The organism is Caldimonas tepidiphila (genome assembly GCF_003569765.1).
Taxonomy (GTDB): Bacteria; Pseudomonadota; Gammaproteobacteria; order Burkholderiales; family Burkholderiaceae_C; genus Caldimonas; species Caldimonas tepidiphila.
On sequence record NZ_QXMG01000001.1, the window covers coordinates 148,062 to 165,431 of the forward strand.

20 protein-coding genes are annotated in these 17,370 nt (G+C 69.7%); 7 read left to right on the forward strand and 13 right to left on the reverse strand.

Annotation, left to right across the window (positions count from 1 at the left end; translation table 11 throughout):
* Positions 1 to 86: 86 nt before the first annotated feature.
* The 5 genes from D3A59_RS04865 (at position 87) to rpoH (ending at position 5,619) form a co-directional block, all read left to right on the forward strand.
* Positions 87 to 884 (forward strand): IclR family transcriptional regulator, encoded by a 798-nt coding sequence (locus D3A59_RS04865; protein WP_240635942.1) that lies wholly within the window; start codon positions 87 to 89, stop codon positions 882 to 884.
* Between the two features lie 270 nt (positions 885 to 1,154).
* A complete protein-coding gene (locus D3A59_RS04870) occupies positions 1,155 to 2,345 on the forward strand; it encodes an ABC transporter substrate-binding protein (RefSeq protein ID WP_119153772.1) in 1,191 nt (396 codons plus the stop codon).
* A 305-nt stretch (positions 2,346 to 2,650) separates the two neighbouring features.
* Positions 2,651 to 3,838, forward strand: coding sequence for an ABC transporter substrate-binding protein (locus D3A59_RS04875; protein ID WP_119153773.1), 1,188 nt, complete (start codon positions 2,651 to 2,653; stop codon positions 3,836 to 3,838).
* A 174-nt stretch (positions 3,839 to 4,012) separates the two neighbouring features.
* A complete protein-coding gene (locus D3A59_RS04880) occupies positions 4,013 to 4,519 on the forward strand; it encodes a DUF2231 domain-containing protein (RefSeq protein ID WP_119153774.1) in 507 nt (168 codons plus the stop codon).
* Between the two features lie 167 nt (positions 4,520 to 4,686).
* Positions 4,687 to 5,619 carry an RNA polymerase sigma factor RpoH gene (rpoH, locus tag D3A59_RS04885; protein WP_119153775.1) on the forward strand — a complete coding sequence of 311 codons (933 nt, stop codon included), beginning with the start codon at positions 4,687 to 4,689 and terminating at the stop codon, positions 5,617 to 5,619.
* 84 nt (positions 5,620 to 5,703) lie between these two features.
* On the opposite strand, the gene D3A59_RS04890 is transcribed toward rpoH, so the two are convergent.
* From D3A59_RS04890 to D3A59_RS04910, 5 genes are read right to left on the reverse strand one after another with little or no spacing between them, the layout of a single operon-like run.
* A complete protein-coding gene (locus tag D3A59_RS04890) occupies positions 5,704 to 6,294 on the reverse strand; it encodes an SCO family protein (RefSeq protein ID WP_240635943.1) in 591 nt (196 codons plus the stop codon).
* 17 nt (positions 6,295 to 6,311) lie between these two features.
* Complete coding sequence (gene cyoE, locus D3A59_RS04895; protein WP_119153777.1) at positions 6,312 to 7,229, reverse strand: heme o synthase; 918 nt, start codon at positions 7,227 to 7,229, stop codon at positions 6,312 to 6,314.
* A gap of 2 nt (positions 7,230 to 7,231) precedes the next feature.
* Entirely contained in the window at positions 7,232 to 8,410 is a 1,179-nt protein-coding gene (locus D3A59_RS04900; protein ID WP_119153778.1) for a COX15/CtaA family protein, read from the reverse strand.
* A gap of 16 nt (positions 8,411 to 8,426) precedes the next feature.
* Entirely contained in the window at positions 8,427 to 9,047 is a 621-nt protein-coding gene (locus tag D3A59_RS04905) for an SCO family protein (protein ID WP_336470403.1), read from the reverse strand.
* Between the two features lie 43 nt (positions 9,048 to 9,090).
* Positions 9,091 to 9,840 carry an SURF1 family protein gene (locus tag D3A59_RS04910; protein ID WP_240635944.1) on the reverse strand — a complete coding sequence of 250 codons (750 nt, stop codon included), beginning with the start codon at positions 9,838 to 9,840 and terminating at the stop codon, positions 9,091 to 9,093.
* Between the two features lie 38 nt (positions 9,841 to 9,878).
* Between D3A59_RS04910 and D3A59_RS04915 the strand changes: the two genes are divergently transcribed.
* Positions 9,879 to 10,100, forward strand: a complete 222-nt coding sequence (locus D3A59_RS04915; RefSeq protein WP_205665118.1) for a twin transmembrane helix small protein — start codon at positions 9,879 to 9,881, stop codon at positions 10,098 to 10,100.
* 31 nt (positions 10,101 to 10,131) lie between these two features.
* Here the strand turns inward: D3A59_RS04915 and D3A59_RS04920 are convergent, their stop codons facing one another.
* The 8 genes from D3A59_RS04920 to D3A59_RS04950 all read right to left on the reverse strand — a co-directional run bounded on the left by D3A59_RS04920 (position 10,132) and on the right by D3A59_RS04950 (position 16,596).
* Positions 10,132 to 11,016: a cytochrome c oxidase subunit 3 gene (locus tag D3A59_RS04920; protein ID WP_119153781.1), complete on the reverse strand. Its 885-nt coding sequence runs from the start codon at positions 11,014 to 11,016 to the stop codon at positions 10,132 to 10,134.
* 20 nt (positions 11,017 to 11,036) lie between these two features.
* Positions 11,037 to 11,300 (reverse strand): DUF2970 domain-containing protein, encoded by a 264-nt coding sequence (locus tag D3A59_RS04925; protein ID WP_119153782.1) that lies wholly within the window; start codon positions 11,298 to 11,300, stop codon positions 11,037 to 11,039.
* Positions 11,297 to 11,896, reverse strand: a complete 600-nt coding sequence (locus D3A59_RS04930; RefSeq protein WP_119153783.1) for a cytochrome c oxidase assembly protein — start codon at positions 11,894 to 11,896, stop codon at positions 11,297 to 11,299. The genes D3A59_RS04925 and D3A59_RS04930 overlap by 4 nt, the downstream gene beginning before the upstream one ends.
* 34 nt (positions 11,897 to 11,930) lie before the next feature.
* The gene (locus tag D3A59_RS26245; protein ID WP_240635945.1) at positions 11,931 to 12,047 is read right to left on the reverse strand and encodes a cytochrome oxidase small assembly protein; all 117 of its coding nucleotides are present in this window, start codon (positions 12,045 to 12,047) and stop codon (positions 11,931 to 11,933) included.
* Between the two features lie 24 nt (positions 12,048 to 12,071).
* Complete coding sequence (gene ctaD / locus D3A59_RS04935) at positions 12,072 to 13,700, reverse strand: cytochrome c oxidase subunit I (RefSeq protein ID WP_119153784.1); 1,629 nt, start codon at positions 13,698 to 13,700, stop codon at positions 12,072 to 12,074.
* 72 nt (positions 13,701 to 13,772) lie between these two features.
* The gene (coxB, locus tag D3A59_RS04940) at positions 13,773 to 14,936 is read right to left on the reverse strand and encodes a cytochrome c oxidase subunit II (protein ID WP_119153937.1); all 1,164 of its coding nucleotides are present in this window, start codon (positions 14,934 to 14,936) and stop codon (positions 13,773 to 13,775) included.
* Between the two features lie 19 nt (positions 14,937 to 14,955).
* Complete coding sequence (locus D3A59_RS04945) at positions 14,956 to 15,519, reverse strand: DUF2244 domain-containing protein (RefSeq protein ID WP_119153785.1); 564 nt, start codon at positions 15,517 to 15,519, stop codon at positions 14,956 to 14,958.
* Positions 15,520 to 15,687: 168 nt separating this feature from the next.
* Positions 15,688 to 16,596 (reverse strand): methyltransferase domain-containing protein, encoded by a 909-nt coding sequence (locus D3A59_RS04950; RefSeq protein WP_119153786.1) that lies wholly within the window; start codon positions 16,594 to 16,596, stop codon positions 15,688 to 15,690.
* Between the two features lie 24 nt (positions 16,597 to 16,620).
* Here D3A59_RS04950 and D3A59_RS04955 point away from each other — a divergent pair, with 24 nt between their 5' ends.
* The gene (locus tag D3A59_RS04955; protein ID WP_119153787.1) at positions 16,621 to 17,361 is read left to right on the forward strand and encodes a ComF family protein; all 741 of its coding nucleotides are present in this window, start codon (positions 16,621 to 16,623) and stop codon (positions 17,359 to 17,361) included.
* Positions 17,362 to 17,370 lie beyond the last annotated feature (9 nt).

The window sequence follows — 17,370 nt, forward strand, 5'->3', positions numbered from 1 at the left end:
GCCGCCTAGGGATTTCCATTAGTCCCGAGGACGAGTCCCGTTCGGAAGAGGCCCGCGGCGAGCGGAACAGACGCGGCATCCAGAGCGTGGAAGTGGGCGGACTGCTGCTGCGCGCGCTCGCCCATGTCGGGCGGCCGATGCCGCTGAAGGACTTGGCGCGCGAGGCCGGCATGTCGCCGCCGAAGGCGCATCCCTACCTGGTGAGCTTCTGCAAGCTCGGGCTGATCGAGCAGGATGCGACGAGCGGGCATTACGGCCTGGGCCCGCTCGCGCTGCAGCTCGGGCTCATCAGCCTGCAGCAGCACGACCCGGTGCGCGTAGCCACGCCACTGATGACGCAGCTGTGCCGCGACACCGGGCACACGGTGGCGATCGCGCTGTGGGGCACGCACGGGCCGACCATCGTGCGCACCGAGGAGGCGATCACGCCGGTGCACGTGAACATGCGCCACGGCACGGTGATGTCGATCGTCGACACCGCCTCCGGCCAGTTGCTGGCGGCCTACAAGCCGCCCGAGCAGGTGAAGGCGCTGTTCGACGGCGAACTGGCCCGGGAGCGCGCCAACCCCTGGAGGGACGCGCCGATGGCCCTGGGCTCCACCGTCAAGCTGCCGCCGCTGCCGGAATGGGAGGCGTTCCAGCAGCAGCTCGCCCGCGTGCGCACGCAGGGGGTGAGCATCGCGATCGACCGGCTGGTGCCGGGCATCTGCGCGATGTCGGTGCCCGTGTTCGACTACAGCGGCTCGGTCGTGCTGGCACTGACCGTGATCGGCCCCTCGGGCATCTTCGACACCCGTGCCGACGGGGTCCTGGCACAGGTGCTCAAGGCCTGCGCACGCCAGATTTCCCAGCGGCTCGGCGCCCTGGCCGCCCGTTGCGCCTGAGCGCCGCCTCCAGCGGCCGGCCGCCCTGGCGGCGGGAAACACAATCCGGCCGCCGGCACGTTTCGAAAGGCGAAGGGAAAGGGACATTTCCCTGCCCGCCACGCCCTTATCGACATGTGGAAAAACGGAAACTCCTCACACCGGAAAGCAGGGGAAAACCCTGATATGGGGGACCCTGAGTTTGTCGCTTCGAGGATATTTACGGCCAGTAACATCCATTAGCATCCTCCGTGCCCGCGTCTCGACGGGTCCACGAGAAAGGAACTGCAAATGGCTGGCACGCGTCGCCCCTCTTCCTGCCCGGCCGACAGGGAGCCCACCACTTCCGCCCCCCGGCGCGATTTCCTGAAAGCCTCCGCCACGCTCGGCCTCGGCCTCGCCGCCCCCGCGGTCTGGGCCCAGAGCGGCTCCACCATCCGGCTGGGGCAGACCACCTGCCTGAGCGGCCCGCTCTCGGAACTTGGCCAAGCGAACATGGAAGGTGCGAGGGCCTGTTTCGCGGCGATCAATGCCCGCGGTGGCATCAACGGAGCACAGATCGAACTCGTCACGAAGGACGATGCCTACGAGGCGCCGAAGGCGGTGGAGAACGTGCAGGGCTTCCTGGCGGACCCCTCCATCCTCGCGCTGTTCAACTGTTTCGGCACGCCCATCGTCGAGGCCTGCCTGCCGATGCTGCGCTCGTCCGGCATCCCCTTCTTCACGCCGTACACCGGGGCCTTGCTGGCGCGCCCCAAGGACATGCGAAACATTTTCAATGTCCGCGCAAGCTATCCCGAGGAGGCGGAGCAATTGGTTCAGCACCTGACGACGATCGGCATCCGGCGGATCGCGGTCATCTACCAGAACAATGCCTTCGGCAGGGAGGTGTTCGCCGGCGCCGAAGCCGCGCTGGCCAAGCGCAAGCTGAGCACCGTGGCCTCCGCCACCGTCGAGAGTTCGGGCGACGATGCGGACGCGGCAGCGCGCAAGGTCGTCACCGTGGAACCCGAGGCCATCCTGCTCGGCCTCGCCGGCAGGCCGACGCTGCTGACCGTCAGGAGCATCAGGGCATTGCGACGCGGCGTGCCGCTGTACGCGCTGTCGGTCATGGGTGCCTCGTCGACGCTCAACGCGTTGGGCGACGAGGGCGTGGGAATGACCGTATCGCAGATCGTGCCGCAGCCGACCAATCCCACCATCCTGATCGCGCGCGAGTTCATGGAAGCCTGGCGTGCGTCCGGCACTGCTCTGCCGCCCTCGCACACGGCGCTCGAGGGCTACATCAACGCCAAGGTGTTCGCGGAGGCGCTGCGGCGGGCGGGACGGCAGCCGACGCGTGCGGCGCTGATCGACAGCGTCTGGAGCCTCAAGCAACTCGACCTCGGCGGGTTCACGGTGAGCTTCAACGAGCCGGGCAGCAGCGCAAGTCGCTTCATCGAGTTGACGATGCTCGCACGCGGCGGCAAGCTCGTGCGCTGAACCTGTCCCTGCGGACCGGACACGGCCCGCCTGGCGTCCGGTCGCGCACTCGCCCGCCGGGCCCGGCCTCCCCGCCTTGCGGGACGCCGGGCCCTTCCTCCGGCGCGCCTCCCCCCCGCCACGTCCCCCGATGCCTTCCCCGCCCCAGGCGAAGCCGCGCGTTTGACCCACATTAACCACGCTGCAAGAGGGGCTACGGGAGGACCCTTGGATTGTCGCCCAGGCGACAAATGGTCGATTTAACGTTTTGTAGCATTCCTTTTGCCCCCGCGGTCGCGGGCCACTAGAAATCGAGGAGCTGCATCATGAAGGCCCAGCATTGCCCCCCCCTTTCCGTCTCGCCGGAACCGGAGTTCCCGTCGGGCGAGAGACGCCGTTTCCTCCAGGTCTCGGCCGCCGTGGGGCTCGGCCTCGCAGCGGGGAGCGGGTGGGCCCAGGCACGCGACACCCTTCGTCTCGGCCAGTCGACCGCGCTGACCGGCCCCCAGAGCGAGCTCGGCCTCGCGAACCACGAGGGCGCCAAGGCCTGCTTCGCCGCGCTCAATGCCAAGGGCGGCATCAACGGCATGAAGATCGAGCTCGTCGCACGCGACGACGGCTACGACGCCAGGCGGGCGGCGGCGAATGTCGAGGCCTTCATCGCCGACCCGGGCATCTTCGCGCTCATCAACTGCTTCGGCACGCCGATGGTCGAGGCCAGCCTGCCGCTGGTGCGTGCCTCGGGCATCCCCTATTTCGCCCCCTTCACCGGCGCGATGCTGGCACGGCCCAAGGACATGCGCAACGTCTTCAACGTGCGCGCCAGCTATCCGGAGGAGGCGGAGCAACTCGTGGCGCATCTCACGCTCGGCATGCGCCGCATCGCGGTGCTCTACCAGCGCAACTCCTTCGGCATGGAGGTGTTCGAGGGCGTCAAGGACTCGCTGGCCAAGCGCAAGCTCTCGCCCGTATCCTTCGCCACGATCGAGAACGACGGCTCCGATGCCGACTCCTCCACCCGCAAGGTGCTGAGCGACGACCCGGAAGCCGTGGTGCTGGCGCTCGCGGGCAAGCCGGTGGCACCGGCGATCCGGACGCTGCGGGCGGCCAAGCCCGGGCTACCCCTCTACGCGCTGTCCGTGATGGGTTCGGCGGCGACGGTGACCGCGCTCGGCGACGACGCGACGGGGCTGACGGTGTCGCAGATCGTGCCGATGCCCACCAATCCGGTCCGTCCGGTGGTCCATGACTTCCTCCAGGACTGGCGCGCCCTCGGCACCGCGCTGCCCCCCTCGCATGTCGCGCTGGAGGGCTACATCAACGCGCGCGTGTTCATCGAGGCGCTGAAGCTCACCGGCCGCAACCTGACCCGCACCGCCTTCATCGACAGCGTCTGGAACATGAAGAAGGTGGATCTCGGCGGCTTCGAGATCAATTTCAGCGAGCCGGGACGCGGCGCGAGCCGTTTCGTGGAGCTCACGATGGTGGCGCGAGGCGGCAAGTTCATCCGCTAGAAGATCTCCAGCGCAGGGCAGGCGCGGCGGGCGGCACTGCGGCCCGGCTGCCCGCCGCCCGCTCCCGATTCGTCGCGACGCGGCTCACGCCCACCCTTCAAGGCGCGCCGTTTGCCTGTTCCAGGGAATCCCGGCATCCCCAGTCCGGGGCTTTCTTGCGAAAGGAGGCGCACGATGAAAAGCCGCGTCCAGCTGCTGGGCCACCCGGTCCACCAGATGCTCATCGCTTTCCCGCTCGGGCTGCTCGCCACGGCGGTGATCTTCGACATCATCCACCTGATCGGCGGCAGCGCCGAGATGGCCGGCGTCGCCTACTGGCTCGTGCTGGCCGGCCTGATCGGGGCCGCGGTGGCCTCGCCCTTCGGCACGCTCGACTGGATGCACATTCCCCGGGGCACGCGTGCCAAGCGCATCGGCGCGCTGCACGGGATCGGCAATCTGGTGATGACGCTGCTCTTCCTCGGCAGCTGGCTGCTGCGCCCCGAGCCTCCCGGCACACCGGGGATGCTCGCCCTCGTGCTGTCCTTCGCCGGCGCGGCGCTGTCGCTGGTGACGGCCTGGCTCGGCGGCGAACTGGTCGACCGGCTCGGCGTGGGCGTGTACGAGGACGCGAACCTCGACGCGCCGAACTCGCTCGACCGCGAGCCGCTCGCCAGCGTGCAACTGAGCCGCCACCGCTGAGCGCCCGCGGAAGGCGCCGGCCCCGGGAGCGGGGCGGACCTGCCGGGTCCGGGCCGCAACGATCGGCCCCGGCAGAGCCGTTCCATCTCCGGCCGGCTTTAGCACTCCGGCGACCCGAGTGCTAACATGAACGGAACGAAAGGAGCGTACGCCGGTCTATGACTACCATGAACACTGCGAACACTTCTACTGGAGCCCTGACCCTGCGTGACCCCTGGGCCCTGGTGCCCTCGCTCGGCAACCTGGACGCCTACATCAGCGCGGTCAACCGCATCCCGCTGCTCAGCGCCGACGAGGAGGTTTCGCTGGCGCGCCGGTGGCGCAAGGAGAACGACCTCGCGGCGGCCGGCCGCCTGGTGCTGTCGCACCTGCGACTGGTGGTGTCAGTGTCGCGACAGTACCTGGGTTACGGCCTGCCGCAGGGCGACCTGATTCAGGAGGGCAACGTCGGCCTGATGAAGGCCGTCAAGCGCTTCGACCCCGAGCAGGGCGTGCGGCTGGTGAGCTATGCGCTGCACTGGATCAAGGCCGAGATCCACGAGTACATCCTGCGCAACTGGCGCATGGTGAAGGTCGCGACGACCAAGGCGCAGCGCAAGCTCTTCTTCAACCTGCGCTCGATGAAGCAGAACCTGAAGGAGGAGGCGCCCGACGCGGACGCGCACCGCTCGACGCTCACCGACCACGAGATCGACGTGGTGGCGGACCACCTGAAGGTCAAGCGCGAGGACGTCATCGAGATGGAGACGCGCCTGTCGGGCGGCGACGTGGCGCTGGAGCCGACGCCGGACGACGGCGGCGAGGAGAGCTACGCGCCGATCGCCTACCTGGCCGACGAGTCGCACGAGCCGACGCGGGTCATCGAGTCGCAGCGCCGCGACCTGCTGACGAGCCACGGCATCGGCGAGGCGCTCGACAGCCTCGACCCGCGCAGCCGCCGCATCGTCGAGGAGCGCTGGCTGAAGGTCAACGACGACGGCAGCGGCGGCATGACGCTGCACGAGCTGGCGGCCGAGTACGGCGTGAGTGCCGAGCGCATCCGCCAGATCGAGGTCGCGGCGATGAAGAAGATGCGCAAGGCGCTGGCGGAATACGCCTGAAGCTGCACGCGCATCGCTCGTGAAAACGAAACGGCCCCTTCGGGGCCGTTTCTCTTTGGTGCGGGCGCCTCTGGGCCCTGCGGCTCAGGCGCTGAGCAGCTGGCGCAGGTCGGCCGCGAGCGCCTGCGGGCCCATGTTGTGGCGGCCGTACAGGCGCAGCCGGCCGCTGGTGTCGTAGACGTAGATCCCGGCGGTGTGGTCCATCGTGTAGCTGCCCTCGCTCTTGCCGGGCACCTTCTTGTAGTAGACCTTGAAGTCCTTCGCCACCGCCGCGGTCTGCTCCGGCGTGCCGCGCAGCGCGAGGAAGGACGGGTCGAAGTTCGTCATGTAGGCCTTCAGCAACTCGGGCGTGTCGCGCTCCGGGTCGACCGTGACGAAGAGGCCCTGCACCCGCTCGCCGTCGGGGCCGAGCGCCTGCTTGGCCTGCGCGAGCTCGGCCATCGCCGACGGGCAGACGTCCGGGCACTGCGTGAAGCCGAAGAACACGACGACGACCTTGCCGCGGAAGTCGGCGAGCGAGCGCTCCTGGCCGTTGTGGTCGGTCAGGCGCAGGTCCTGCGCGTAGGACGCGCCGGTCAGGTCGATGCTGTTGAAGCTGCCGGAGGAGGCGCCGGGCGCGGCACCACGGTCGCAGGCGGCGAGCGCCGCGCTGGCGCCGAGTGCCAGCAGGAGCATGCGTCGTTTCATCGTGTTCAGAGCACCCAGGCGTAGAGGTAGTGGTCGATCAGCAGCGCGGCGAACAGCAGCGACAGGTGGAGGATCGAGAAGCGGAAGGTCTCGCGGGCGAGCTCGTCCGAGTAGTTGCGCCACAGCCGCCAGCCGTAGGCGATGAACCAGCCGCCCAGGCCCAGCGCCGCCGCGAGGTAGAGCCAGCCGCTCATGCCGTAGATGAAGGGCAGCAGCGTGATCGCCAGCAGCATCAGCGTGTAGAGGAACACGTGCAGCCGCGTCAGCTCCGCGCCGTGCGTGATCGGCAGCATCGGCAGGCCCGACTTGCGGTAGTCCTCGGCGCGGTAGAGCGCCAGCGCCCAGAAGTGCGGCGGCGTCCACAGGAAGATGATGAGGAAGAGCATCAGCGCCTCGGGGCCGACCTCGCCGCGCACCGCGGCCCAGCCGAGTACCGGGGGCATCGCGCCGGAGGCGCCGCCGATGACGATGTTCTGCGGCGTCAGCGGCTTGAGCACGACGGTGTAGATCACCGCGTAGCCCACGAAGGTGCCGAAGGTCAGCCACATCGTCAGCGGGTTCACCCACTCGTGCAGCAGCCACATGCCGGCGCCGCCGAGCAGCATCGAGAAGGTGAGCGTCTGCACGTTGCTCAGCTCGCCCTTGGCGGTCGGGCGCCACGCGGTGCGGCGCATCTTCGCATCGATGCGCTGCTCCACCAGGCAGTTGAAGGCCGCTGCGGCGCTCGCCACCAGCCAGATGCCGGCGGTGCCGGCGAGCGCCGGCTGCCAGTCGGGCAGGCCGGGCACGGCCAGCAGCATGCCGATCACCGCGCAGAAGACGATCAGCTGCACGACGCGCGGCTTGGTCAGCGCGTAGAACTGCGCCACGCGCGAGGGCGCAGGGGCGGCGAGAGGGGGGGAGGAACTGGTGCTGGCTGCCATGATCATCGTCCGGGGTGCGACCCGGCCAGGCTGCGGGATGGAAGGGGGGTGCCCGCGGGGCGGGCGTCGGGCGCGAGGGCGGGCGCGACGCGGCTGCGGCCGATCAGCGTGCTCAGCAGGACCACCAGCGCGGCAGCGCCGCCGGTGTGCGCGACCGCCGCGACCAGCGGCCAGCCGAGCACGACGTTGCTGACGCCGCTGGCGAGCTGCCACAGCAGCAGGCCGGCGAGGCCGAGCCCGAAGCGGCGCAGCGCCGGCTCGGTGCGGCCGCGAGCGAGCAGGCGCCAGGCGAGCAGTCCGCCCGCGGCGAACACCACGAGCGCGCCGGCGCGGTGCACGAGGTGGATCGCGGTCAGCGCCGCGAAGGGCAGGTAGTCGCCCTGGCCGTCGTGGCCGAGCTCGCGGCGCAGCGTGAAACCGCGCGCGAAGTCGGCCTCGGGCCACCAGCTGCCGTGGCAGGTGGGGAAGTCCGGGCAGGCGAGCACCGCGTAATTGGTGCTGACCCAGCCGCCGAGCGCGATCTGCAGCCACAGCAGCGCGAACACGGCCCAGACGCCCCGGCGAAGGCCGCGCCCGAGCACGAGCCGCCGCGCGCGGTAGCCCTCGCGCTGCAGCGCGAGCAGCGCGAGCAGCCCGATGCCGCCGAGCAGGTGCGCGGTGACGATCGCCGGATAGAGCTTCATCGTCACAGTGAGCGCGCCGAACGCGCCCTGCAGGCACACCCACAGCAGCGTCGCGCTCGCCCACCAGGGCGACAGCGAGAGCCGCCGGCGCTCGAGCCAGCTCGCCACGGCCATCACCGTGATCAGCACGCCGACGCCGGTGGCGAGGTAGCGGTGCGTCATCTCGATCCAGGCCTTGGTGTGCGTGACCGGTCCGCTCGGCAGCGCGCTCTGCGCGGCGCCGATCTGCTCGCGGGCGCCCCAGGGGCTCGCGCTGCCGTAGCAGCCGGGCCAGTCGGGGCATCCCAGGCCCGAGTCGGTCAGGCGCGTGAAGGCGCCGAACAGCACCAGGTCGAAGGTCAGGAACAGCGTCAGCGCGGTGAGCACCTGCAGGCGCTGCACCGGCGAGGCGCCGCGATGGCGCAGCGCGATCCAGGCCAGCGGCCCGGCCGCGAGCACGAGGCCGAGCAGGGCCATGCGCGCGAGCGGCGCAAGGTCGTACAGGGCGGGTTCGGCCATCGCGAGAGTCTTCCTTTCAGTGTCCGGCCGTGTCCCAGCTGCGGGAGGCGGTCATCAGCCGGGTCAGGTCCCGCTTGATGCGGGAAGGGTCGGGCTGCGCCGGAAAGCGCATCATCCATTGGCCCATCGGGTCGACGAGGTAGAAATGGTTTTCGAGCGCCTGCCCGGCGGCGGGCTCCAGCCAGGCGGCGAGTTCGGCGCGCGGCACGCGCAGCACCCGGGCGTCGCCGATCGAGCGCAGCACCTCGGGCCGCACCGCCGCATCGTCCGGGACCAGCCACAGCTTGTCGAGCCGCGCCCGGTCCTTGCCGAGCGTCTCGCGCAGCTGCCGCTGCAGGTAGAGCTGCGTCTCGCACAGCCGGTCGCAGTCGCCTCCCGCCACCACCACCAACTGCCACTGCTGCCGCAGCGCCGCGGTCGGCACGCGCCCGCCCTGCAAGTCGCGCAGCAGCAGGCCCGGGGGCAGCTCGCGCGTCGGCAGGATCAGCTCGCCATAGTTCGTGCGGCCCTGCGGGCGGAGCACGTAGTAGGTGAAATAGGAGGCGATGACCGGCGCCGCGCACACGAGCAGCACCAGCAGGAGCTTGAGCCGGCCGTGACGGATGCGGCGCGCGTCCTCGAGCGAAGGCTGAGGCAACGAGTGTATCGTGAAGCTCAGCGCCTCGCTGGCGAGCCCGGAATCACCTGCGGAGCCGGGGGCGGATGAGTTGGAACCAGACATACAGACCTGCCATCAGTGCACCAAGGCCGAACCACTGGAAGGCGTAGCCGTAGTGCTTGTGAACATCCACCGCCGGGCGCGGCCATTGCCGCAGCAGGCCGTCGCCGGCCCCGCCTGCCGCCGCGTCCTGCTCCTGCACGAAGGTCAGCGGCCACAAGGGAACGCCGATCTCCTGCGCGAACGCGTCGGTCTCCAGATTCTGTCGGATCGCGCCGGAGCCAGAGCGCGCGAACTCGAAGAGCTTCGACGGCGGCGGGGCAATGCGGCCGCGCAGCTCGACCTCGCCGCCGGCCTGCGGCAGCGCCGGCACCCGGGTGCGGTCCAGCGGGTCGCGCGGCGCCCAGCCGCGCTGCACCAGCACTGCGTCGCGCCGGCCGGCGAGCTGCAGCGGCGTCACCGCGTAGAAGCCGGGCCGCCCGTTCATCTGGCGGTTGTCGAGGAAGACGGTGTGCCGCTCGAGCCAGCGCCCCCGCACGACGGCGCTGCGGTGATGCAGCGCGGGGTCGGCGGCCTGCTGCGGCGACATCGCCTCGAGCCGCAGCGGCGCGAGGCCGCCGCGGCTGTCGATGGCGGCCTGCAAGGCCTCCTTCTGCGCGGCGCGGTCGAGCTGCCAGCGACCGAGCGAGCCGGTGAGCGCGACACCGAGCACGGTGGCCGCGAGCAGCAGCACGCGGTGCCATCCCGGCGCAGGGGCCATCGCCTCAGCCATGTTGGAGCGGCCCGGGAGCGCGCCGGATAATCCTGGCGATGAAGATCATCATCGCGCTGGCCTTTCTGGCGATCATCGGCAGCCTCGGCTCGGCGCTGGTGTACATGATGCGGGAGGGCCGCGACGGCAGGCCGCGCACGAACCGGATGGTGCGGGCGCTGGCGCTGCGGGTGGGCTTCTCGATCCTGCTCTTCGTCTTCATCCTCGTCAGCTACAAGCTCGGCTGGATCCAGCCCACCGGGCTGCCGGTGGTGCGCTGAGGAAGAACGCACCGACCGGCCCCGGCCTTCCTCAGAGCCAGTACACCGCGACGTAGAGTCCGAGCCAGACCACGTCGACGAAGTGCCAGTACCAAGCGGCGCCCTCGAAGCCGAAGTGGCGTTCCGGCGTGAAGTGGCCCTTCATCAGCCGCAGCGTGATGAACAGCAGCATCAGCATGCCGACGAACACGTGGAAGCCGTGGAAGCCGGTCAGCAGGTAGAAGGTCGAGCCGTAGATGCCGGACGACAGCTTCAGGTTCAGGTCGTTCCAGGCATGCGCGTACTCATAGGCCTGGAAGCCGAGGAAGACGATGCCGAGCAGCACCGTCAGCCACATGAAGGCGATGCAGCGCGCGCGGTGCCCCAGGCGCAGCGCATGGTGGGCGATTGTCAGCGTCACGCCCGAGGTCAGCAGCAGCGCGGTGTTGATGGTCGGGATCGGCCACGGACCGATCGTCTCGAAGGGCTCGACGATGCCCGCCGGCGAGGCGGTCATGCCCGGCGCCTGGCTCGGCCACACGGCCTTGAAGTCCGGCCACAGGATCTGGTGGTCGAGGCTCGCGAAGGTCGGCAGCGTGAAGGTGCGCGCCCAGAACAGCGCGCCGAAGAAGGCGGCGAAGAACATCACCTCAGAGAAGATGAACCAGGCCATGCTCCAGCGGTAGGAGACGTCGATGCGGTCGCCGTAGAGCCCGCCCTCGCTCTCGCGCACCGAGTCGGCGAACCACTGGTAGAGCACCACCGCCCACCACAGCAGGCCGAAGGCGAGCGAGTACGCGCCCCAGCCGTGGCCGTTGATCCACTGCCCCGCGCCCAGCATCACGAAGAACAGGCCGATCGCGGCCATGATCGGATGCCGGGACGGCCCGGGCACGAAGTAATAGGGCGCATGCCCGTGATGTGTCGCTGCCGACATGTTGTCTCCTTCGAAACCTTTCAGGCCGCGGCCACGCCGCTGCCGACCACCCACCGCACCAGCAGCACCAGCGCCAGCACGAACAGCAGCGCAGCCACGATGCCCGCGATCACCACGTGCACCGGGTTGAGCTGGCTGACATCCCTTTCGTAATCCGAGCCCTTCCTCACGCCGAAGAAGGACCAGGCGACCGCGCGCAGGCTGCGCCAGAACGAGCCCCTGCGCCGCACCGCCTGCCGCAGCTCCCCGCTGCCGGGGCGCCGCTCGTGCGGGTCATCGCTCATCCCCGCCCCCCGGCGCCGCCTGCCGCACCGCCCTTGGGCGCCGGCGGCACCTTGCCCCCCACCTCGAAGAAGGTGTAGGACAGCGTGATCGTGGTGACGTCCTTCGGCAGCTTCGGATCGATCACGAACACCACCGGCCACTGGCGCGACTCGCCCGGCTGCAGCGTGTACTCGTTGAAGCAGAAGCACTCGAGCTTGTTGAAGTGCGCGGTGGCCTGCTTGGGCGCGTAGCTCGGGATCGCCTGCGCGGCCATCGGCCGGTCCTGCACGTTGCGGAACTCGTACATCACGGTGGCCATCTCGCCCGGGTGCACCTCGATCGAGCGCACCGCCGGCTTGAAGTCCCAGGGGCCGCGCGCGTTGGCGTCGAACTCGACGACGATCCGGCGCGAGGTGTCGACCTGCGTGTTGCCCGCCCGCCCCGTCGGCATGCCCGGCACCTGGCGCTCGGCGAGCGACAGCACGTTGATGCCGAGCGCGTCGCAGATCGCCTCGTACATCGGCACCAGCGCGTAGCCGAAGCCGAACATCATCGCGGCCACGACCAGCAGCTTGCCGAACATGCGGCGGTTGCGGGTGTCGGGAGTGCGGGCCATGGCCTCGATCCTGCGCTCGTCGCGGCGTCCGTGCTCAGCCGCCGAAGAACACCATGCGCACGATGAAGCCGACGAAGAACACCAGGGCCACCGACGCGAGGATCAGCGCCAGCCTCAGGTTCTGCCGCTTCCTGCGCTCTTGGTCGTTCATCGCTCGCACTCCGTGTCCTCCCGTTCAGCCCACCACGCGCGTCGCGCTCGCGTCGAGCTTCGGGGGATTCTCGTAGGTGTGGAAGGGCGCGGGGGATGCCACCTCCCACTCCAGGCCCTCGGCCCCCTCCCACGGACGCTGCGGCGCGCGCTCGCCCTTGCCGCGCATCATCGGCAGCACGATCGCGACGAAGAAGTAGACCTGCATCAGCCCGAAGCCGAAGGCGCCCACCGAGGCGATCGTGTTGAAGTCGGTGAACTGCATCGGGTAGTCGGCATAGCGGCGCGGCATGCCCGCGAGGCCGAGGAAGTGCATCGGGAAGAAGGTGATGTTGAAGAAGATCAGCGACAGCCAGAAGTGGATCCGGCCGCGCGCCTCGGAGTACATCACGCCGGTCCACTTCGGCGCCCAGTAGTAGAAGCCGGCGTAGAGCGCGTAGAGCGAGCCGGCCACGAGCACGTAGTGGAAGTGCGCGACGACGTAGTAGGTGTCCTGCAGCTGGATGTCGATCGGCGCCACCGACAGGATCACGCCGGTGAGGCCGCCGATCGTGAAGACGAAGATGAAGCCGACCGCGAACAGCATCGGCGTCTCGAAGGTCATCGCGCCGCGCCACATCGTGGCGATCCAGTTGAACACCTTCACGCCGGTGGGGATCGCGATCAGCATCGTCGCGTACATGAAGAACAGCTGCCCCGTCACCGGCATGCCGGTGGTGAACATGTGGTGCGCCCAGACGATGAAGGACAGGATCGCGATCGACGAGGTCGCGTAGACCATCGAGGTGTAGCCGAACAGGCGCTTCCTCGCGAAGGCCGGCACGATCTGGCTGATGATGCCGAAGGCCGGCAGGATCATGATGTAGACCTCGGGGTGTCCGAAGAACCAGAAGATGTGCTGGTACATGATCGGATCGCCCCCGCCCGCGGGGTTGAAGAAGCTGGTGCCGAAGTGGCGGTCGGTCAGCGTCATCGTGATGGCGCCGGCGAGCACCGGCATCACCGCGATCAGCAGGTAGGCGGTGATCAGCCAGGTCCACGCGAACATCGGCATCTTCATCAGCGTCATGCCCGGCGCGCGCATGTTCAGGATCGTGACGATGATGTTGATCGAGCCCATGATCGACGAGGCGCCGAGCAGGTGCATCGAGAAGATCGCCACGTCCATCGACGGGCCCATCTGCAGCGTCAGCGGCGCGTACAGCGTCCAGCCGGCGGCGGGCGCCCCGCCCGGCATGAAGAAGGAGGCCACCAGCAGGATCGCCGCGGGGATCATCAGCCAGAAGCTGAAGTTGTTCATGCGCGCGAAGGCCATGTCGGAGGCGCCGATCTGCAGCGGCAGCATCCAGTTCGCGAAGCCGACGAAGGCCGGCATGATCGCGCCGAACACCATGATCAGCCCGTGCATCGTGGTGAGCTGGTTGAACAGCTCCGGGTTCACCACCTGCAAGCCCGGCTGGAACAGCTCGGCGCGGATCAGCAGCGCGAGCACGCCGCCGACCATGAACATCGTGAAGGAGAACAGCAGGTAGAGCGTGCCGATGTCCTTGTGGTTGGTGGCGAAGACCCAGCGTCGCCAGCCCTCGGGATGGTCGTGCGAATGGTCGTGGGCGTGCCCCGCGGCCGTGCCGTGGGGATCGAGAACAACGCTCATGAACGGCTCCTCCTCATTCCTGCCGCAGCCACGTCCCTCGCCGCTGCGGCGCCATCTTCTTGCCGGGCGTTTTTACTTGCGCGCCGCGGCGATGTCGGCCGGCTGCACCAGCTGGCCGGTCTTGTTGGTCCAGGCATTCTTCGTGTAGGTCACCACCGCGGCGATCTCGGTGTCGCTGAGCTGCTTCCAAGGCGGCATCGCGCCGTTGGCCGCGCCATGGAGCACGATCGCGATCTGCTTGGCCGAATCGGCATCCTGCACCAGCGCCGAGCCGTCGAGCGCCTTGATCGGGCCGGCCCCCTTGCCGTCGGGGCGGTGGCAGGCGGCGCAGTTGGCGGCGTAGACCTTCTCGCCGCGCGCGACCAGATCGTCGAGCGTCCAGACCTTGGTCGGGTCGTCCGCCTTGGCCGCCATCAGTTTCTGCTGCTGCGCCACCCACGCCGTGTAGTCCTCCTGCGAGAGCACCTTGACGTGGATCGGCATGTAGGCGTGCTCCTTGCCGCACAGCTCGTAGCACTGGCCGTAGTAGTCGCCCACCTGCTCGGCGCGGAACCAGGTGTCGCGCACGAAGCCGGGGATCGCGTCCTGCTTGACGCCGAAGGCCGGAACCCCCCACGCGTGGATCACGTCGTTGGCGGTCGTGACGATGCGGATCTTCTTGTTGACCGGCACCACCACCGGGTTGTCGACGCGCAGCAGGTAGTCGTCCGCATCAGGCTTGCCCGAGTCGGACATCAGGCGTTGCGAGACGTCGAGCGTGGACAGGAAGGACAGGCCCTCGCCCTCGCCCTTCAGGTAGTCGTAGCCCCACTTCCACTGGTAGCCGGTGGCCTTGATCGTGAGGTCGGCGTTGGTGGTGTCCTTCATCGCCACCACCGCGCGCGTGGCCGGCAGCGCCATGCCGATGACGATCAGGAAGGGGATGATGGTCCAGATGATCTCGACCGTGGTGCTCTCGTGGAAGTTGGCCGGCTTGGCGCCGAGCGACTTTCGGTGCTTGAGGATCGAATAGAACATGACCCCGAACACGCCGAGGAAGATCAGCGTGCACAGCACCAGCATCATGTTGTGCAGAAACTGCTGCTCCAGCGCGATGCGCGTGACCGGCGGCGCCATGTCGACCTGCCGCACCGCGGGCCCGCCCGGCAGGTCGTTGACCGCCCAGGCGGCGGTGCTCGCGAGCGCGGCGGCTGCCGCGAGGCCGGCCTGCCCGACCCGGTACGAAAGAACTTGCATCGTGTTCATCGTGGCCACTTCAGTCCAAGAAGCGATCCGCGACTGATTCGGCGGGCGCAGGGGCCGCGCCCCCCGCCTGCCGCAGCGCGGCCCGCAGTTCAACGACCAGACGGCGCCGCAGCGCCGGCCGCAGGTGCCGGCCCACTGCAACGCAGCGGCCTTCGCCCGACAGCTCGACCAGCGAACGCTCGTCCCGTCCAGGATCCACCCTCACCCACGCCGCCGCGAACTCCACCCGTTCCGTGTGGTTCGCGACGGTCCACTCCACCGTCAGCCTGCCCCGCGCGATCGCGATGAGCTCGCGATCGCAGGCATGCCGCGCATACACCACCAGCGCCGCACCCAGCGCCAGCACCTCGGCCCAGGCGAAGGGCATCACCAGCCGCGCCCCCTGCAGCCAGAAGAAGGACGCGATCGCGAGCGACACCACGCTCAGGCCCAGGTAGACGCACAGCAACTGGCGCGGCGCGATAGAGCAGTTGCGCTTGAGCAGCCACTGCGCCGACCACTCGTCTCCCGCCCCCTCGAACCGGCCCAGGCTTTCCGGGCCGGACTGCGTCCCCGGCTTGGCGTTTGCCTGCATGCTGCGACTCTTCCGGCCCCCTCGCAACAGGACCCGTCCTGTGCCTGGGCACCCGACAAGCCCCCCGCAAAGTGGAATGAGTCTAGCCTAGCTCAAATTGAAACGGCAACAAAGTTTGCGCCATGTCAAATGGACGGCAATGTCCATTCGAACAACTCGGTGAAAACCCTAGCGGACCGGCTTGTCGCGGTCCTGCAGCATGCCGCGCATGTCGCCGAGCGAGACCCTCGTTTCGGGGGTGACGCGGATGCGGGGGGCGGCCTTGAAGGCATGGCCGTAGACGATCTCGAAGCTCATGCGCGGCGCCTCGGCGAGCGCGGCCTCGAGCCGGGCTCGCCAGCGCGGCGTGCGCAGGCCCGGCCGGCGTCCCGGATGCGCATTGACGCCGAGCGTGCGCAGCTCGGCCAGCAGGCGCGGCGCGCTGTCCCAGCTCAGCGTGATCGTCTCCATGTCCATCACCGGATCGGCGAAGCCGGCGTGCACCATCATGTCGCCGATGTCGTGCATGTCGATGAAGGCCGGCGTCGCGGCGCCCCAGCCTCGCGCGGCATAGAGCGCGCGCAGCTCGCGCAGCGTGTCGGGCCCGAAGCAGGAGAACATCACGAAACCGTCGACGGCGAGCAGCCGCTGCCACTGCTCGAGCTGCGCCGGCGGATCGGGCGACCAGTGCAGCATCATGTTGGCCCACAGCAGGTCGGCGCTGCCCTCGGCGGGCTGCGCCTGCGGCCCGAACACCGGCAGCGCCGCGCGCTTCCAGCGCGCCGGCGACCACCAGGGCCGCTGCGGCCCCCGTGCGCTGTGCCGCGCCAGCTCGGGCGTCGGCTCCCAGGCGCTGAAGCGCGCCTGCGGGTACTGCTGCTGCAGCAGCTCGCGCGCGCCGCCGAGCACGCTCCACCAGTCGAGCACCCGCGCGGGCTGGCTGCGGATCATCGGCAGCTTCTCGGCCATGCGGCGGCCGACCTCGGCATGCAGCCAGGGCGTGGGCTGCACCTTGCGGCCCGCCCGGCGCAGCCAGCCCTCCACGGCGGCGGTGTCGAGTTCTCGGGAGGCTTCGGTGCTGGAGGTGGCGTCGGACATGCGGCGCAGTATATTGAGCCCATCATGTTCCGCCGGCCGCACGCTGCCACAGCCCTGAACGCCGTGCGCCCGGTGCTGCGCCGCATCGGCGACGCGCTGCCGGGCCAGTGCGCGGTGTGCCGGGCCTGGCAGCGCGGCCGCATCTGCACCGCCTGCGCCGCGGCCTTCGGTGCGCCGCGGCCGCGCTGCCGGCGCTGCGCCGTCGGCGTGCCGGCGGGCGTCGCACTGTGCGGCGCCTGCCTGCGCGAGCCGCCCGCCTTCGACGCCGCCTTCGCCGCGTTCGACTACGCCTATCCCTGGGACGGGCTCGTGGCGGCACTGAAGTTCCGCGATGCGCTCGACCTCGCGGCGCCGCTGGCGCAGCAACTGGCGGCGGCGCTGCCGCCCGACGCCCCGCCCGCGGTCCTGGTCGTGCCGGTGCCGCTGTCGCAGCGGCGGCTCGCCGGGCGCGGCTACAACCAGGCCTGGGAGCTGGCGCGGCGCGTCGCCGGGTGGCGCGGCGTGCAGGGGCAGGCGCGGCTGCTGCTGCGGCTGCGCGACACCGCGCACCAGCTGGAGCTGCGCCCCGACGAACGCGCGGCCAACGTGCGCGGCGCCTTCGCGGTGGAGCCGGGCCTGCAGCCGCGGCTCGCCGGCCGCCATGTCGCGCTGGTCGACGACGTGATGACGACCGGCGCGACGGTGGCCGAGATCGCCCGCGTGCTGCGCCGCGGCGGCGCGGCGAGCGTGCAGGTCTGGGTGGTGGCGCGCACCCCGCCCGGCTGAGGCGGCGCG

Excerpts from the sequence above, each read along its gene's own strand:
- D3A59_RS04870 (WP_119153772.1), top strand. The coding sequence starts at position 1,155 with ATGGCTGGCACGCGTCGCCCCTCTTCCTGCCCGGCCGACAGGGAGCCC.
- D3A59_RS04875 (WP_119153773.1), top strand. The coding sequence starts at position 2,651 with ATGAAGGCCCAGCATTGCCCCCCCCTTTCCGTCTCGCCGGAACCGGAG.
- D3A59_RS04880 (WP_119153774.1), top strand. The coding sequence starts at position 4,013 with ATGAAAAGCCGCGTCCAGCTGCTGGGCCACCCGGTCCACCAGATGCTC.
- rpoH (WP_119153775.1), top strand. The coding sequence starts at position 4,687 with ATGAACACTGCGAACACTTCTACTGGAGCCCTGACCCTGCGTGACCCC.
- D3A59_RS04890 (WP_240635943.1), bottom strand. The coding sequence starts at position 6,294 with ATGCTCCTGCTGGCACTCGGCGCCAGCGCGGCGCTCGCCGCCTGCGAC.
- cyoE (WP_119153777.1), bottom strand. The coding sequence starts at position 7,229 with ATGGCAGCCAGCACCAGTTCCTCCCCCCCTCTCGCCGCCCCTGCGCCC.
- D3A59_RS04900 (WP_119153778.1), bottom strand. The coding sequence starts at position 8,410 with ATGGCCGAACCCGCCCTGTACGACCTTGCGCCGCTCGCGCGCATGGCC.
- D3A59_RS04910 (WP_240635944.1), bottom strand. The coding sequence starts at position 9,840 with ATGGCTGAGGCGATGGCCCCTGCGCCGGGATGGCACCGCGTGCTGCTG.
- D3A59_RS04915 (WP_205665118.1), top strand. The coding sequence starts at position 9,879 with ATGAAGATCATCATCGCGCTGGCCTTTCTGGCGATCATCGGCAGCCTC.
- D3A59_RS04920 (WP_119153781.1), bottom strand. The coding sequence starts at position 11,016 with ATGTCGGCAGCGACACATCACGGGCATGCGCCCTATTACTTCGTGCCC.
- D3A59_RS04925 (WP_119153782.1), bottom strand. The coding sequence starts at position 11,300 with ATGAGCGATGACCCGCACGAGCGGCGCCCCGGCAGCGGGGAGCTGCGG.
- D3A59_RS04930 (WP_119153783.1), bottom strand. The coding sequence starts at position 11,896 with ATGGCCCGCACTCCCGACACCCGCAACCGCCGCATGTTCGGCAAGCTG.
- D3A59_RS26245 (WP_240635945.1), bottom strand. The coding sequence starts at position 12,047 with ATGAACGACCAAGAGCGCAGGAAGCGGCAGAACCTGAGGCTGGCGCTG.
- ctaD (WP_119153784.1), bottom strand. The coding sequence starts at position 13,700 with ATGAGCGTTGTTCTCGATCCCCACGGCACGGCCGCGGGGCACGCCCAC.
- coxB (WP_119153937.1), bottom strand. The coding sequence starts at position 14,936 with ATGCAAGTTCTTTCGTACCGGGTCGGGCAGGCCGGCCTCGCGGCAGCC.
- D3A59_RS04945 (WP_119153785.1), bottom strand. The coding sequence starts at position 15,519 with ATGCAGGCAAACGCCAAGCCGGGGACGCAGTCCGGCCCGGAAAGCCTG.
- D3A59_RS04950 (WP_119153786.1), bottom strand. The coding sequence starts at position 16,596 with ATGTCCGACGCCACCTCCAGCACCGAAGCCTCCCGAGAACTCGACACC.
- D3A59_RS04955 (WP_119153787.1), top strand. The coding sequence starts at position 16,621 with ATGTTCCGCCGGCCGCACGCTGCCACAGCCCTGAACGCCGTGCGCCCG.